Annotated in this window: 10 protein-coding genes and 5 pseudogenes; 10 read left to right on the top strand and 5 right to left on the bottom strand. The window is 64.7% G+C overall.

The genetic code is table 11. From position 1 onward, the window contains the following. Positions 1-23: 23 nt before the first annotated feature. The 3 genes and pseudogenes from GNX96_RS18580 to GNX96_RS52985 all read right to left on the bottom strand — a co-directional run. A pseudogene (locus GNX96_RS18580) lies at positions 24-299 on the bottom strand (cyclase family protein); the annotation flags it as partial. Positions 300-360: 61 nt separating this feature from the next. Then, positions 361-1005 carry an oxidoreductase gene (locus GNX96_RS52990; RefSeq protein ID WP_279580760.1) on the bottom strand — a complete coding sequence of 215 codons (645 nt, stop codon included), beginning with the start codon at positions 1003-1005 and terminating at the stop codon, positions 361-363. Next, positions 932-2656: pseudogene (locus GNX96_RS52985) on the bottom strand (oxidoreductase); the annotation flags it as partial. The gene GNX96_RS52990 and the pseudogene GNX96_RS52985, both read right to left, overlap by 74 nt. A gap of 148 nt (positions 2657-2804) precedes the next feature. Between GNX96_RS52985 and GNX96_RS18570 the strand changes: the two are divergent. The 10 genes and pseudogenes from GNX96_RS18570 to GNX96_RS18535 all read left to right on the top strand — a co-directional run bounded on the left by GNX96_RS18570 (position 2805) and on the right by GNX96_RS18535 (position 10150). After that, entirely contained in the window at positions 2805-3473 is a 669-nt protein-coding gene (locus GNX96_RS18570; RefSeq protein WP_279580753.1) for an alpha/beta hydrolase, read from the top strand. Between the two features lie 7 nt (positions 3474-3480). Further along, positions 3481-4762: pseudogene (locus tag GNX96_RS18565) on the top strand (NAD(P)/FAD-dependent oxidoreductase). Beyond that, positions 4759-5502 (top strand): DUF1365 domain-containing protein, encoded by a 744-nt coding sequence (locus tag GNX96_RS18560; protein ID WP_279580752.1) that lies wholly within the window; start codon positions 4759-4761, stop codon positions 5500-5502. The pseudogene GNX96_RS18565 and the gene GNX96_RS18560 overlap by 4 nt, the downstream one beginning before the upstream one ends. 8 nt (positions 5503-5510) lie before the next feature. Further along, a pseudogene (locus tag GNX96_RS18555) lies at positions 5511-6789 on the top strand (class I SAM-dependent methyltransferase). Beyond that, positions 6786-8115 (top strand): annotated as a pseudogene (locus GNX96_RS18550) (class I SAM-dependent methyltransferase). Before GNX96_RS18555 ends, GNX96_RS18550 begins: the two co-directional pseudogenes overlap by 4 nt. 6 nt (positions 8116-8121) lie before the next feature. Then, positions 8122-8526: a DUF1295 domain-containing protein gene (locus tag GNX96_RS52980; protein ID WP_279580751.1), complete on the top strand. Its 405-nt coding sequence runs from the start codon at positions 8122-8124 to the stop codon at positions 8524-8526. After that, positions 8427-8936 carry a DUF1295 domain-containing protein gene (locus GNX96_RS52975; RefSeq protein ID WP_279580750.1) on the top strand — a complete coding sequence of 170 codons (510 nt, stop codon included), beginning with the start codon at positions 8427-8429 and terminating at the stop codon, positions 8934-8936. Before GNX96_RS52980 ends, GNX96_RS52975 begins: the two co-directional genes overlap by 100 nt. Beyond that, positions 8926-9408, top strand: a complete 483-nt coding sequence (locus GNX96_RS52970; RefSeq protein WP_279580749.1) for a lysophospholipid acyltransferase family protein — start codon at positions 8926-8928, stop codon at positions 9406-9408. The genes GNX96_RS52975 and GNX96_RS52970 overlap by 11 nt, the downstream gene beginning before the upstream one ends. A 36-nt stretch (positions 9409-9444) precedes the next feature. Further along, positions 9445-9675, top strand: a complete 231-nt coding sequence (locus GNX96_RS52965) for a hypothetical protein (protein ID WP_279580748.1) — start codon at positions 9445-9447, stop codon at positions 9673-9675. A 22-nt stretch (positions 9676-9697) separates the two neighbouring features. After that, on the top strand, positions 9698-10150 hold the full coding sequence (locus tag GNX96_RS18535) for a peroxiredoxin (RefSeq protein WP_163569062.1): 453 nt from the start codon (positions 9698-9700) through the stop codon (positions 10148-10150). Positions 10151-10214: 64 nt separating this feature from the next. On the opposite strand, the gene GNX96_RS52960 is transcribed toward GNX96_RS18535, so the two are convergent. Together GNX96_RS52960 and GNX96_RS52955 are read right to left on the bottom strand one after the other, a co-directional pair. Next, positions 10215-10805: a styrene monooxygenase/indole monooxygenase family protein gene (locus tag GNX96_RS52960; RefSeq protein ID WP_279580747.1), complete on the bottom strand. Its 591-nt coding sequence runs from the start codon at positions 10803-10805 to the stop codon at positions 10215-10217. Next, positions 10795-11457 (bottom strand): styrene monooxygenase/indole monooxygenase family protein, encoded by a 663-nt coding sequence (locus GNX96_RS52955; RefSeq protein ID WP_279580746.1) that lies wholly within the window; start codon positions 11455-11457, stop codon positions 10795-10797. Before GNX96_RS52955 ends, GNX96_RS52960 begins: the two co-directional genes overlap by 11 nt. Positions 11458-11474 lie beyond the last annotated feature (17 nt).

Genomic DNA, 11474 nt, shown 5'->3' with positions numbered 1-11474 from the left:
GGCGGGCGCGATCAGATCGAGGCGATCTCCGCGACACTGCGGCCATCCCGGCCGGTCACCCAGTGAATCGGTGCGTCCAGGTGGGTGCCGGTGTGCTCGCCGGTGTGGATGTTGTTCCAATACCAAGCCGGACCGCGGTCGTCGTAACGACTGATCTCCTCCAGTTGGAACGGCACAGTGTTCCCGAACGGCGGCGGCAACTGCAAAATCGGTGTGGTGCTTTGCAAAGGCGCGGTCAGGTCGACCACCCGAATGCCACCTGAGCACAACTGTGCACTGAAATCCCGCAAAACCGACATTGAGCCAACCTCCGCGGTCAGGGCCTCCAGCGGCGGTGCCTGGTGGCCGGTTCGCCCTCTCTCACCAGCGCCAGCCGCGGTTTCGGCGCGTCCGTACGGCCGGTTGGCGGCTGCTGTCGCCTCCCGGCGGCGAACTGGAGTGGCCACACGCCGCCGCCGGACCGGTGTAATCCTGCTCCACCGCGGCATGCAGCGTCCACTGCGGATCATAAAGATGCGTACGCCCCAGCGCACACAAGTCGGCTCGGCCGGCCAGCAGCAGCGAATTCACGTCGTCGTACGACGAAATCGCCCCGACCGCGATCACCGCGATGCCATATTTGCGGCGGCCGATCTCGTTGCGGATCCGGTCCGCGTACGGCGTCTGGTAGCTCCGGCCGTATGCCGGTTTTTCGGTCGAAACAACCTGTCCAGTCGACACATCGATGCCGTCCGCGCCATGCTCGGCGAAAGCGCGGGCGATCTCCACTGCCTCGTCCGCGTCCACCCCGCCGTCGTGCCAGTCGGTGGCCGAGATGCGGACCGTCATCGGCCGCTCGGCGGGCCACACCGCGCGTACGGCGTCGAAAACCTCCAGCGGGAACCGCAACCGGCCCTCCAGCGAGCCGCCGTAGCCGTCCGGTCCGCCGGTTCGACAGCGGCGAGATGAACGACGACAGCAGGTATCCGTGCGCGCAATGCAGTTCCAACACGTCAAACCCAGCACGTGCGGCGGACTGGGCGGCAGCCACGAAATCGTGCTGGATCGCCGCCATCTCCTGGATGCTGAGCTCGCGCGGCACCTGGTTGTCCGGTGAGTACGGCAAAGCCGACGGCCCGCACACTTTCCAGTTGTGGTCCAGCAACGGCTGGTCGATGCCTTCCCACATCAGCCGGGTCGACCCCTTGCGTCCGGAATGCCCTAACTGGACACCGATCCGCGCGTCTGTCGAGCCGTGCACGAATTCGACGATCCGCTGCCAGCCGGCTTCCTGTTCGGGGGTGTAAAGGCCCGTACATCCAGGCGTGATCCGGCCCGACTCCGACACACACACCATCTCGGTCATCACGAGGCCGGCGCCGCCCAGTGCCTTGCTTCCCAGGTGCACCAAGTGAAAGTCGGTCGGACGGCCGTCAACCGCCGAATACATGTCCATCGCGGACACGACAACGCGGTTCCGCATTTCCAGCTGGCCCAGTTTGTACGGTTGGAACATCGGCGGCCGCTGGTCACCGCTCGTTTTACCGCCGAACCAGTTGTCCAGGCCAGCGACGAATTCCGGGTCGCGCAGCCGCAGGTTCTCGTACGTGACCCGGCGGCTGCGAGTGAGAATGTTGAACGCGAACTGCTCGGGTTCCTGATGAACGTACTGCGCGATGTGCTCAAACCATTCCAGGCTCGCCTGCGCGGCCCGCTGGGTGGACAGCACGACCTGCTTGCGCTCTGCCTCGTACCCGTCAAGGGCCTCACTCAGTGGCAGCTCATGCAGGCAGGCGGCCAACGAGAGAGCGTCCTCCATCGCGAGTTTCGTACCAGAGCCAATGGAAAAGTGGGCTGTGTGTGCCGCATCCCCCAGCAGCACCACGTTGTCGTGCCGCCAGTGCTCGTTGCGAACGGTGGCGAAGCTCAGCCATTTCGAGTTGTTGGCGAAAACCTGATGTCCGGCCAGAATCCCAGCGCAAAGCTGCTTGACCTTCTTGATGGACGACTCGTCGCTCTGTCCTGGTTTCAGCGGAACGTCCGCAAAACCCGCGCGCTGCCACACCTCGTCGGCCATTTCCACGATGAAGGTGCTGCCGGTTCTGTCGTACGGATAGCCGTGGATTTGGATGATCCCGTACGGCGTCTGGAGGATGTGGAACTTGAAAGCGTCGAAGACCAGGTCAGTGCCCAGCCACATGTAACGGCAGCGGCGGAATTCCACGCTGGGCTGGAATGTGTCGGCGTAAGCGCTGCGGATGGCCGAATTCACCCCGTCGCAGCCGAGCACCAGGTCGTACGAAGATGCCAGCTCGCGGATTTCCGGTGCCTCGGTCCGAAACCGCAGGTCGACGCCGAGGGCGCGGCACCGATCCTGAAGGATCTGCAGCAGTTTCCGCCGGCTCATCGCGGCAAAACCGTGGCCGCCGGACGTGACGACCCCGGATCCGGGCAAGTGCACGTCAATGTCGTCCCAACGAGCGAAACATTCCTGCATCCGCTCGAAAATCGCCGGGTCGGCATGCTCGATGCCACCCAGCGTCTCGTCCGACAGCACCACGCCGAAGCCGAAGGTGTCGTCCGGCGCGTTGCGCTCCCAGACGGTGACCTCGTGGTCCGAGCCCAACTGCTTGACCAGCGCGGAAAAGTAGAGCCCACCCGGTCCGCCGCCGACCACCGCGATCCGCACTGCCGGCCTCCCACCTGTCGAAACCGGCCTCAGAATATGCTGCCTCCACAACGACCGTCAAGTTTGCGCCATACCCAAACCGATCCGCGGCCGGCGACGAACACTCGACGTGGCTCTTACCGACTCGCTACCTTCCGTGACCATTCGACCGGCCGACGGACCCGTCCGGGCGGTCGTCCTGATCCTTCACGGTGGCCAGGTCACCAGCCTCGCGCCGACCCGCCCTTCGCAGCTCAGCGCCGTACGAATGATCCCCTTCGCGGCGGCTCTGGAGCGCGCCGGTGAGCGCATCGACGTGTGGACGCTGCGTTACCGCCACCGCGGCTGGAACGGTGCGCAGGCCAGCCCGGTCGCGGACGCGCGGTGGGCGCTGGACGAGGTGCGCCGGCGGCATGGCAGCGTGCCGATCGCGCTGGTCGGGCATTCGATGGGCGGCCGGACCGCGCTGCGAGTGGCCGACGATCCGGACGTACGCGGTGTTGTCGCGCTCGCGCCATGGTTGCCATCCGGCGAGCCGGTGGAGGCGATTCGCGGCCGCCGGCTGCTGATCGCGCACGGCACCCGCGACTGCTGGACCGACCTAGGCGGCTCGCTCGCGTACGCGCGAAGGGCCGAATCGCTTGCCGCCGAGGTGCGGCACGTGAGCATTCGTGGCGTGGGTCACCCGATGCTGCGCCGAATGTCGCTCTGGCACGGCCTTACCACGTTACACACGATCGAAACGCTCGCGGACCGAACCGCTGACGACGCTGCGACGAACGCCCCTGAGAAGACCCGCACCGAGCGGGCCCAGCTCCTGATCTGAGGTGACCATGACAACGACATCCCCCGGCCGGCGCCGGATCGCCGTGGTCGGCAGTGGTGTGGCCGGGCTGACCGCCGCTTGGGTTCTGCAGCGCGATGCCGATGTGACCTTGTATGAAGCCGATAATCGGCTTGGCGGCCACGCGCACACCCACGACGTGACCCACGCCAGCGGCGGCACGCTCGCGGTCGACACCGGCTTTATCGTACACAACCAGCGAACTTATCCCACCCTGCTTCGACTTTTCGAAGAGCTTGGCGTCGGCACTCAGGAATCGGACATGAGTATGTCCATTCGATGCGACGGATGTGGACTGGAATACGCCGGAGGCTGTGGCGCGTCCGGAATTTTCGCGCAACCACGCTCTTTGGTACGCGGCCGTTTCCTGCGCATGCTTACTGAGATCAAGAAATTCCACCGGCAGGCGCAGGCCTTGCTGGGTGATGACAGCGATCCGGACCAGACGCTCGGCGATTTCCTCGGGTGCGGAAGCTACTCCGACTACTTCGTGACCCATTTCATGACCCCGATGGTGTCCGCGGTGTGGTCGTGCGCACCGGAAACCGCCCAGTCCTACCCGGCCCGCTACCTGTTTTCGTTCCTACAGCACACCACGGCATGCTCTCGGTGAAAGGATCGCCGACCTGGCGAACCGTCGTCGGCGGCTCACGGACTTATGTGGACAAGGTCGCGAAAGAGCTGTCCGCGGTGATGACGAACACACCCGTACGAGCACTGCATCGACACCCCGCCGGCATCAACATTCACGACGACGCCGGCGCCGCCGTCACCCGGTTCGACGCGGCGGTCGTGGCCACCCATCCGGATCAGGCGTTGCGGCTGCTGGCTGAGCCAACGCGGGCCGAGCGGGTGGTGCTGGGCGCCTTCTCCTATTCCCGTAACCCGACCGTTCTGCACACCGACACCGCGGTTTTACCCCGCAGCGCGCGGCCCAGGCATCCTGGAACTACCGCATGCGGTCGTGCACAACGCCGTCCGACCGCGTGCTGGTCAGCTATGACATGAATCGGTTGCAAAGGCTGCCCGGCCCTGAGCGATATGTTGTCACTCTCAACGATCACGCCGAAATCGACCCCGCAAAAGTGCTCGACGAAATGGTGTACGAGCACCCGATCTTCACGCCGGAATCGGTAGCCGCGCAGGCCCGGCTGCCCGAACTCGACAGTTCGGTGTTGGCCTACGCCGGCGCCTATCACGGCTGGGGATTTCACGAAGACGGCTGCCGTTCCGGCTTGCGGGCGGCCGAACAGATCGGTGGTGTGTGGTGACTTCCGTGACCTTACGGACCAGCGTTCGCACGCCATATTTGTACGAGACTGTGGTCAAACACGTGAGAGCCGCACCACTGCGGAACGAGTTTTCCTATCGCAGCTATCAATGGTTGGTTGACCTCGACGAGCTGCCACGAGTGCCGGCGCTGGCTGAATTCCGGCCCGCCGATCATCTTGGCGATCCGGCTCGTACGATCCGGCAAAACGTCGAGAGCTTCCTGTCCGGTTGGGGGATCAACCTCGACGGCGGCCGGATCGTCATGCTGGCCAACGCGCGTACTTTTGGCTATGTCTTCAATCCCCTCAGCGTCTACTGGTGTTTCCGGCCGGACGGTGACCTGGAATGCGTGATCGCCGAAGTGCACAACACCTACGGCGAACGACACTGCTATCTGTTGCACACCGACGAACGTGGTCGCGCGGAAGTCGAAAAAGTCTTCTACGTCTCGCCTTTCAACCCGGTCGACGGAGACTATCGGATGAGCCTTCCGGTTCCCGGCGACCAGTTGCGCCTGACCGTCACCCTGCATCGCGACGGTATGCCACCGTTCGTGGCCAGCGTCCGTGGACACGGACGTCCAGCCAGCAGGAAGACATTACTGGGCCTCGCCGTACGGGTGCCCTGGGTCACCGCGACGGTGGCCGTTCAGATCCGCCTTCAAGGATTTCGACTTTGGTTGCGCCGGCTGCCGATCGTGCCGAGACCGACCCACGACCCGCAGGAGGACGTGCAGTGAGCGATCTACTGAACCGAAACTCCCATCGGCCGGCGCCGCTGGTCAACCCACAGCGTTGGCCGGACATCGCCAACGTGCCGGCGGCCAGTATAAAAGCAACCATCGCGAGAGTGCTTTTCCGGCGGGTGGCACGCAAACTCCCGCTCCGGGTGGAATTCCCGGGCGGTGAAGTGCTCGGTCGCGGTGGCCCGGTGATGCGCATTCTGCGGCCGGCGGCATTCTACCGGCGGATCGGTGCCGGCGGGCTGATTGGCTTCGGCGAGGCATACATGGCCGGCGATTGGGCGGCCCATGACCTGCCCGGCGTCCTCACGATTTTCGCCTCCCAGGTCTCAAAGCTGGTGCCACCGGCGCTGCAGCGACTGCGCGTGCCGCCGCGGTACGCCGGCAGCCGCGCACCGAGCGCGCGGCACCCCGGAAAACGCGCGGACCAACATCTCACGGCATTACGATCTGTCCAACGACTTGTTCTCGACTTTCCTTGACGAGACCATGACTTACTCGTCAGCGGACTTCGACTCCGTGGGCGGCCAGCCGATCGCCAGCTGGGACCTGCTGGCAATGGCCCAGCGCCGCAAGATCGACCGACTGCTGGACGGCGCCGGGGTGACCGCCGGCACTCGGGTGCTCGAGGTCGGTACGGGCTGGGGAGAACTCGCCATCCGGGCCGCGGCTCGCGGCGCGTACGTACACTCCATCACCCTGTCCGAGGAACAGCGCGAGCTGGCGCTGCGACGAGTCGCCGCCGCCGGCCTGTCCGACCGGGTCACCATCGAGCTGCGTGATTACCGGGAGGTGACTGGAAAGTACGACGCGGTGGTCTCGGTCGAGATGATCGAGGCGGTCGGTTACGCGTACTGGTCAGAATACTTCGCGGTGCTGAACCGAGTGCTCCATCCCGGCGGCAGCATCGGCTTGCAGGCGATCACCATGCCGCACGACCGGATGTTGGCTACCCGCAACACGTACACGTGGATCCACAAGTACATCTTTCCTGGCGGCCTGCTGCCGTCCGTAAGATCGGTCGGCGAAAGCGCTCGTGAGCATGGCCTGCGGATCACCGACGACCACGCTTTTGGCCCGCATTACGCGGAAACGTTGCGGCTGTGGCGAGAGCGGTTCGATGCCCGCGGCGACGAGGTTCGAGAACTCGGTTTCGACGAGATGTTCGGTACGATGTGGCGGCTTTACCTGGCCTATTCCGAGGCGGGCTTTCGGTCCGGCTATCTCGACGTGCACCAGTTCGTGATCGTCAAGGATCCTTCTGTCGGGAACGAGGCGGTATGACTTCGACCGAGCTCAAAACCACCGGCGCCGCACCCAAACTCGCGGCCCTGCTGGAACCTTTCGTCGGCGGTGAATTGCCCGTACGACTGCGGGCCTGGGACGGCAGCGAGGCCGGTGACCCGGCCGGCCCGGTTGTCGTGCTGAATTCCCCCAACGTCCTGCGGCGACTGCTGTGGAATCCGGGTGAGCTCGGGTTGGCGCAGGCGTACGTGACCGGTGAGCTCGATGTCGAGTCAGATCTCGCCGAGTCGCTGTCGTACGCGTGGAACGTGGTTCGCAGTCGCCATCTCTCCGCCGTGCGACCGACGCCAGGTCTGCTGCTCAAAGCCGCCATAACTGCGCTGCGGCTCGGCGCTTTCGGTCCGAAACTGCCGGTTCCCCGCTCGCAGGCACGACTTTCCGGACGGCTGCACAGCAAACGCCGGGATGTCGACGCTATTTCGCATCACTATGATCTTTCCAACGACTTCTATGCACTGGTCCTCGATCCGCAAATGGCGTATTCGTCCGCGTACTGGACAACTGAGGATCCCGCGTACATGCTGGAAGACGCGCAACGCGACAAGCTCGACCTGGTGTGTCGAAAACTCGGACTGGAACCCGGCATGCGGTTTCTGGATGTTGGTTGCGGGTGGGGATCGCTATCTCTGCATGCCGCCCAACATTTCGGTGTCCAGGTCGTCGGCGTGACACTTTCCGCTGAGCAGAAGACCTTTGTCCAACAGCGCGTGCGCGAGCGTGGCCTCCAGGACTCGGTCGAGATCCGGCTGCAGGACTATCGCGAGATCAGCGATGGCCCGTTCGACGCGATCTCGTCGATCGAAATGGGCGAGCACGTCGGCGCCGGCAATTACCCCCGACCTTCGCCGCTGGCCTGCATCGGCTCGTACGCGAGCAGGGCCGGGTGCTGATCCAGCAGATGTCCCGGCGCGGCCTGCCCGGCGGCGGGCCGTTCATCGAGTCGTACATCGCGCCGGACATGCATATGCGCCCGGTCGGCGAAACCGTGGCGCTGCTGGAAGACGCCGGGCTCGAAGTGCGAGACGTGGAGGCGATGCGCGAGCATTATGTACGTACGGTCGACGTTTGGTACGAGACCTTCGAACGGCGGTGGGACGAGGTGGTCGCAATGGTCGGCGAGGAAGTCGCCCGGGTGTGGCGGCTCTACCTGGTGGGCGGCGCGCGCTGTCCTTCCGCGACGGCCGGATGGGCGTCGACCAGATCCTGTCCGTCCGTCGTACGCCGGCCGGCGAGAGTGGCCTGCCGGCAACCCGCGCCGGTTGGCTTGCCACCCGCGCCACTTGGCTGGCGCGCAAGGAAGGGTGACTTGTTTTGTCTTTCGCCCTCGGTTCATTCCTGCACACCCTGCCGCTGACCGCGCTGGCCGTCGTCGTGCTGCTCGCGATCACTTTCGCCGCTGCGCTGATCTATCACAAACACGCGGTCATCGATGTGGCCTGGGGACTGGGTTTCGCGCTCATCGCGATCGTCACCCTGGTCGCGTCCGCGGGCCATGGCGACCCCGCTCGGCGCTGGCTGATCACCGCTTTGACGGTGCTCTGGGGCGTCCGACTGGCCGTCCACATTGGATGGCGCGGGCGCAGGCACGGCGAGGATCCCCCCGCTACGACAAGCTTTTGTCGCGGGCGAAAGGCAACCGCGACGCGTACGCATTGCGCAGCGTCTATCTGGTGCAAGGCGTCGCCATGTGGTTCGTGTCGCTGCCCGTCCAAGTGACGCAGTTTTCGGCCGGTGGGCTGGGCATCGTCGCCTGGGTGGGAGCCGCGATCTGGCTGGTCGGCTTCTTCTTCGAGGCTGTTGGCGACCTGCAGTTGGTGCGGTTCAAAGCGCGTCCCGCCAACAAAGGCGTGGTCATGACCGAGGGGCTCTGGCGCTACACCCGGCATCCCAACTATTTCGGTGATGCGTGCGTGTGTGTGGGGGCTTTTCCTCATCGCCGCGGATGCGTGGCCGGGCGGGCGCTAACCGTGTTGTCGCCGCTGATCATGACGTATTTCCTGGCGCGTGGCACCGGCAAGCGCGTCCTGGAAAAGCATATGCGCGACCGGCCGGGATTCGCCGATTATGTCGAGCGTACGAGCGGATTCTTCCCTCTTCCGCCAAGGAAGAAGACACATGACCCGTGAGCCGGTCTACACGACCGCGATCACCGTCGGTCGCGCGCTTTTCCAGTCGCTGAACCTGCGCCGGCGAGTACGAGGCATCCAGAACCTACCTCGTACTGGTGGCGCGGTGCTGGCGATCACTCATTTCAGCTACGTCGACTTCGCTCTCACCGAATGGGCGATGCATCGCTCGACCGGTCGCAAGATCCGATACCTGGCCACTGCGAAATCCTTTGACCATCCGATCGCCGGTCCGCTGATGCGGGCCATGAAACACATTCCGGTCGATCGCGACGACGGCATGCCGGCTTACCGGCGTTCGCTGGAGGTGCTGAAAGAAGGCGAGCTGCTCGGCGTTTTCCCCGAAGCCCAGGTGAATGTGAGCTGGACGGTCGGCGAGATCAAGGCCGGTGCGGTCCGGATGGCGGCCGCCGCCGGCGTGCCGCTGATCCCGGTCGTGCTCTGGGGCAGCCACCGAGTGCTCACCCCGTGACCACCCCTTCCAGCCCGCAAGGCCTGGGGGTCGCCCGTGCTCATCAGCTTCGGTGAGCCGATGCGCCCACGGCGGCGGGAAGCCGAAAAGGCCGCCGTCGAGTTGCACGACCGACTGGCGGCCATGCTCGACGAGGCGCAGCGCGACTATCCACTGCGGCCCGCGCCGGGCACCGATCCCTGGTGGCTGCCGGCCCATCTCGGCGGCACCGCGCCGCGACCCGTACTGTCGACCGCGTCTGGCGAGACCGCCGGACGTGCCAGCTGAGAATGAAAGTGGTGCTCCGATGGTGAAGCCCGGCGATCCGGCTCCCGACTTCGAACTGTCCGATCAGGACGGCAAGACCCGGCATCTGAAGGCCATGCTGGAAGACGGTCCGGTGGTGCTTTTCTTCTATCCGGCCGCGATGACCTCTGGCTGCACGACGGAAAGCTGTCATTTCCGGGACCTGAAGGCGGAATTCGAGAAGCTGGGCGCGCAGCGCGTCGGCATCAGCGTTGACACGGTCGAAAAACAGAAGCAGTTCTCCGACAAGCACAGCTTCGACTACCCGCTGGTGTCCGATGTGAACGGCGAAGTCGCCACCGCCTACGGCGTCAAACGCAAAATCCTCGCCATGCTGACCCCGGTCAAGCGCTCAACATTTGTCATTGGCAAAGACGGCATCATCAAGGACGTGATCTCCAGCGAGCTGAAATTCGACCTCCACGCCGACAAGGCCCTCGAGTCGCTGTCGCACTAAAGTCCTCAACGCCCCGTTGCTTGCGCCGGGACGCAAGTAACGTAACGGGGCGTTTGTGGAAAAACTAGGATTTGGCGAGGTCAGCCAGGTAGGTGGCGGCTTTGTCCGGGTCCATGAACCACTCGAAGAAGTCCTGTGGGTCGTCGAAATCGTTGGCGAAGCGGTGCGCGATCCGCGGTTCCTCGCCGGCCGCGCCGAGCAGCTGCAGAACGTGGTCCGGTGGCGGGCCGAGTAACGCGTTCGTCCAGATCGTCGGGAACTGCGCCTCATCCCAGAAGGTCTCGAAGGCGGCCCGCATGAACTCCTCGTCGTACGGCCGATCGCCATGCTCCACAATGGACTTCAGGTAGGAAGCCGCACATTTGCTGGCATTGTTGGAACCCTGACCCGTGATCGGGTCGTTCAGCACCACCACGTCCGCCAACCCGAGCACCTTCCCACCGCCCGGCAGCGTCACCACCGGTTTGCGTACGGTCGGGGGAAAACGTCCGGTCAGCACGCCACCATCGTCGGTCAAGGAGATGTTCGCGCACCGCTCGTACTCCCACGGCACGAAGTCCCGCAGGATCGACAGCGACACTTCCAGGTGCTTGGCCGGATCGGTGGCATCGGCCCAGCGATCCATCGGCCCGCCCGGAATGGCCTCAAAAACCATGATGTCGCAGGGTCCGGTGGTGGCCAGTGCTGGGAAAATAAAATACTCCCCCCAGCCCCGGCACCAGGTTGAAGCTCACCGCCGAGAACTCGGGTCGCGGTGCCAAGCCCTTGACGTAGGTCAAGGCGAGCGAGCGCTGCGGCGCGTCATAGGTGCTGCGTTCGGCGTCACGCTCGAAAAGCCGGACAATATCGCCCTTCCCGGCGGCCACGATGACCAGATCGGACTCGTTCGCGTACGTCTGCAAATCGGCGGCGGTCGCCGTGTGGATCACCAGATCGCCACCGCGCTTGGAAAACTCGGCCATCCAGGCCGGGAATTTCAACCGCTGGTCAACCGACTGGGCGACCTTGTCCAACTTGCCGGCCCAGTCGATCGCCTTGCCGCCCGCCTGCGGGCTGTCCGGCGGCGCCGGCACGGCGAAGGCGATGCTTTCGATCGGCGGGCATTCTTCTTCCCAGAAGTTCAGCCCGAGGTCGCGTTCGTGTTGCAGCGCGGTGTCGAACATGGCCTGGCTGGAGGCCACCTTGCCGGTCGCGATCTCCTCCGACGTCCGGTCCGAGACAACCGTCACCTCGAAACCGTTACCCAGCAGGCCGATGGCCAACTGCAACCCGGACTGGCCGGCGCCAACAATAGTCACTTTGGGCATGAGGTCGCTCCCCTGAC

The organism is Fodinicola feengrottensis (genome assembly GCF_010993775.1).
Taxonomy (GTDB): Bacteria; Actinomycetota; Actinomycetes; order Mycobacteriales; family HKI-0501; genus Fodinicola; species Fodinicola feengrottensis.
This window is presented reverse-complemented; position numbering and strand designations above follow the sequence as displayed.

Coding starts and splice junctions, on each gene's coding strand:
- GNX96_RS52955 (WP_279580746.1), bottom strand. CDS start 11,457: ATGCCCAAAGTGACTATTGTTGGCGCCGGCCAGTCCGGGTTGCAGTTG.
- GNX96_RS52960 (WP_279580747.1), bottom strand. CDS start 10,805: ATGGTTTTTGAGGCCATTCCGGGCGGGCCGATGGATCGCTGGGCCGAT.
- GNX96_RS52970 (WP_279580749.1), top strand. CDS start 8,926: ATGACCCGTGAGCCGGTCTACACGACCGCGATCACCGTCGGTCGCGCG.